A 3314-nucleotide genomic window follows, 5' to 3' on the forward strand; every position below is an offset into this window, starting at 1 on the left:
ATGACCCGAACCGGCCTCAGAGCGTCCTCGCGGAACACGATGCTGGACGTGCGGACTTCACTATCCGGCAGAAGGCAGGCGAGACCTGGCTCCTCGTGAATGAGGGTCCGGATATTGCCTATCTAGTTGGAATCGAGGGCCTGACCGATCTCGACAAGCATCGGCTTCAAGAGATTGCTCAAGACCCGACCTCACTTGGGGCGGGCGAAGCCAAGGAGTTCGTGCTGGTGTCGCGATTTACGCTCTCGGGTCCAGCCAACGTGGTGGTGTCGTATCGGCTAGAGCCTGGTGGCTCAGAATTGCGGCGCGTTCTCCAGGTGCCTGCGCCGTGATGTTCTGGGATACGTTCTGGGCGACGGTGTGGGGTGCCCTGGCTGGTGCCGTCGTTGGTGCGTTTGCCGCGTGGCTGTTCTCTCTTGACCTACGACGCCGTCAGGCAAAGGACGGCGACAGGGCACGACTCGACGTGGCGGTGGCCGATGTGGTCCGTCTGCTCGGAGAAGTGGGCGGTACGGGCGAAGCGTTCATGTTCGCTATCCAGCTCGGGAATCCCGCTGTCCCCGCGCCGCCACCTCACCTCTCGCGTCAGCAACTGCTCTCCGCGACACTCGCGGCGCGAATGGCTGCGGGTGACGACGAGGGGCCACTCCTCGCGGTGTACGAGCTCGTTACTCGGAAAAATGACAGGACGGCGAGTCGCGCGGCTATCGACTATGAGCACGCGGCCCACCTCCTCGTACGGTGGCGGCAAGGCAAGGTTTCGACAGCCGACGCGCAATCGCAGATCGTTGCTGGTTCGCCGCCGCCGACCAGGTCCGAGGGTTGACCCGTCCGCGCCTCGTCGTGAACCTGTGCCGGGGCATGTGGTCGCGCCGCGTGGAGCGAGCGATCTCCACAAGCGACGGTTGACGTTGGCAGAGGTCGCCGCACGGATCACCGGTGATCCGAAGACGGTTCGTGATGCCGTTTTCGGCACCGGGGCAGAAATCCGCCCGAGAGGCAGACAGGTCCTGGGGTGTCTCGACCCGCTTCCCGTCCCGCTCAGAACGCATCGAAAGTCGCCTCGTGCGGTTGATGGATGAGAATCAGTGCGGAGGGTGAGGATCGTGATACCCACGATTCGTGAATCGGCCTGACTTTCGTTCCGTTCTTCGAGCAAGGATGGAAGACGATGAACAGGGAGTATTCGCCGGAGATGCATGAGCGGGCGTTGCGGATGCTCGCGGAGACGCGGCCGTCGCACCCGACGTTGATGAGTGCCGCGCGGCATGTGGCGGGGCTGTTGGGGATGAGTCCGGAGACGTTGCGGTTGTGGCAACGCCAGGCGGAGGTCGACGCGGGCGCTACGCCTGGTGTCACGACCGATGCGGCCGCGGAGATCAAGCGGCTGCAGAAGGAGAACGCCGAGCTGCGCAAGGCGAATGAGATTCTCAAGGCTGCGAGCGTGTTTTTCGCGAAGGAGCTCGACCGCCCCTGACTGAGATGATCCGGTTCATCACCGAGTACCGGGATCGTTTCGGGGTCGAGCTCATCTGCCGGGTCCTTAGACCCGCGGTCCAGGGGTTCCTCACCTCCCGCGGCTACCGCGCCGCCCTCGGTCGAGCGCCATCGGCCCGGCAGCTGAAAGATGAGCTGCTGGCACCGGAGGTCGCGCGGTTGCATGCGGAGAACTACGGCGTCTACGGGCGCCGGAAGATGCATGCCCTCATGCGCCGGCAAGGGTGGGAGATCGGTCGCGACCAGACGGAACGGCTGATGCGGCTCGCGGGCGTCCGAGGCGTCCGCAAGTCCAAGCGAGTGTTCACCACCCGCCCCAACAAGACCGCGGTTCTGCCGAGCGATCTCGTGAACAGACGCTTCACTGCGCCTGCGCCGCCGCGGCTCTGGGTCTGCGACGTGACCTATGTCGCAACGTGGTCCGGCTTCGCTTACGTCGCGTTCGTCACCGATGTCTACTCGAGACGCATCGTCGGCTGGAATGTTGCGTCGACGCTGCGGTCGGAAATCCTCCCGATGCAGGCGCTGGACATGGCCGCGTGGAACGTCGGCGGGCGCCTGGACGGGCTGGTCCATCATGCGGATCACGGGTCGAACTACACCGCGATGGTCTACACCGACCGGATCGTCGAACTCGGCGCCGTCCCCTCAACCGGAACCGTCGGCGACTCGTTTGATAACGCGATGGCGGAGGCGGTGAACAACCTCTACAAGACGGAGCTGATCCGTCAGCGCGGACCGTGGCGGACCGTCGAGCAGGTCGAGCTCGCGACCCTCGAGTGGGTGTGGTGGTGGAACAACCAGCGGCTCCACGGCGAGCTCGACATGCGCACCCCGATCGAGGTCGAGGACGCGTACTACGCTGACCTGGAATCAGCCCAACCGGCACCTGCCGGACAAGGCTCCCGATAGGAACCAAAGTCAGGCCGATTCAGACTACATCGACGCCGCCGTGTCCTTCCTGGAGCGACCAGGCGAGGTCTACGCGAACGCCACCGACGAGATTCGTCGACTCATGAACCAGGCTCTGTTCCGACGCATCTATGTCGAAGTTGATGAGGTGACGGGGGCAGAACTGAACGCGCCGTTCGATGCGCTCTTGGCCGCGGATGTCGCGTTCCAACAGCAAAGCACCCTCGCTAGAGGCGAGGGTGCGTCAATGTCGGATGAATCACGCGAAATCCTAAACATCGCTTTGGACGATATTTCGAGTAAGCGCAACGTGGTGGGCCCCGTGGGGCTCGAACCCACGACCCGCGGATTAAAAGTCCGATGCTCTACCGACTGAGCTAGAGGCCCGTGGCATCCAGCCTACCGGCCCGCGCGGGACGGGTCGTGCAGCCGCGGGGGAGCGGGATGAAGGTGGGTGCACCAAAAGAGCGAGCGCCGGACCCCCTCGCCTGGGGTCCGGCGCTCGCCGTCAGATCCGATCGTTCATCGATCGGTCGGATGCGTGATGATCACGCTCCGAGGCTTACATCGGGGGCATCAGCACCGAGTCGATGAGGTACACGGTGGCGTTGGCGGTCTGGACTCCACCGCAGATGACGTTGGCGTCGTTGACCTTGATCGCGTCGCCCGAGCCGGAGACGGTGACTTCCTGGCCCTCGACCGTGGCCTGCGCGCCGTCGATCTGGTCCGGGGTCAGCTGGCCGGGGACCACGTGGTACGTGAGGATCTTGGTGAGCAGGTCGGTGTCGGTCTTGAGCGTCTCGATCGTGGCGGGGTCGATCTTCGCGAAAGCGTCGTCGACCGGGGCGAAGACGGTGAACTCGCCACCGTTGAGGGTGTCGACCATGTCCACGTTGGGGTTGAGA

General features: G+C 64.3%; 5 protein-coding genes and 1 tRNA gene. 3 read left to right on the plus strand and 3 right to left on the minus strand.

The window, feature by feature from the left end; all coding sequences use genetic code 11:
• The 3 genes from LQV45_RS22195 to LQV45_RS22205 form a co-directional block, all read left to right on the plus strand.
• Positions 1-332: hypothetical protein (locus tag LQV45_RS22195; RefSeq protein WP_230008852.1), on the plus strand; the 332-nt coding region annotated here is incomplete at its 5' end.
• The gene (locus LQV45_RS22200; protein WP_230008853.1) at positions 329-826 is read left to right on the plus strand and encodes a hypothetical protein; all 498 of its coding nucleotides are present in this window, start codon (positions 329-331) and stop codon (positions 824-826) included. The genes LQV45_RS22195 and LQV45_RS22200, both read left to right, overlap by 4 nt.
• Before the next feature lie 345 nt (positions 827-1171).
• Positions 1172-2409 (plus strand): IS3 family transposase gene (locus LQV45_RS22205; RefSeq protein WP_374208272.1). Its coding sequence is split into 2 segments (ribosomal slippage): positions 1172-1451 and positions 1451-2409, totalling 1239 coding nucleotides; the frame shifts between segments, so codons are not numbered across the junction.
• 19 nt (positions 2410-2428) lie between these two features.
• Here LQV45_RS22205 and LQV45_RS22210 read toward each other — a convergent pair.
• The 3 genes from LQV45_RS22210 to LQV45_RS22220 all read right to left on the minus strand — a co-directional run.
• Entirely contained in the window at positions 2429-2620 is a 192-nt protein-coding gene (locus LQV45_RS22210) for a hypothetical protein (protein ID WP_230008855.1), read from the minus strand.
• A gap of 100 nt (positions 2621-2720) precedes the next feature.
• Positions 2721-2796: transfer RNA gene (locus LQV45_RS22215), tRNA-Lys, on the minus strand.
• A gap of 175 nt (positions 2797-2971) precedes the next feature.
• Positions 2972-3314 (minus strand): fasciclin domain-containing protein (locus tag LQV45_RS22220; protein WP_230008856.1); only part of this gene is annotated, 343 nt, incomplete at its 5' end.

It is taken from the genome of Microbacterium sp. Bi128, from assembly GCF_918698205.1.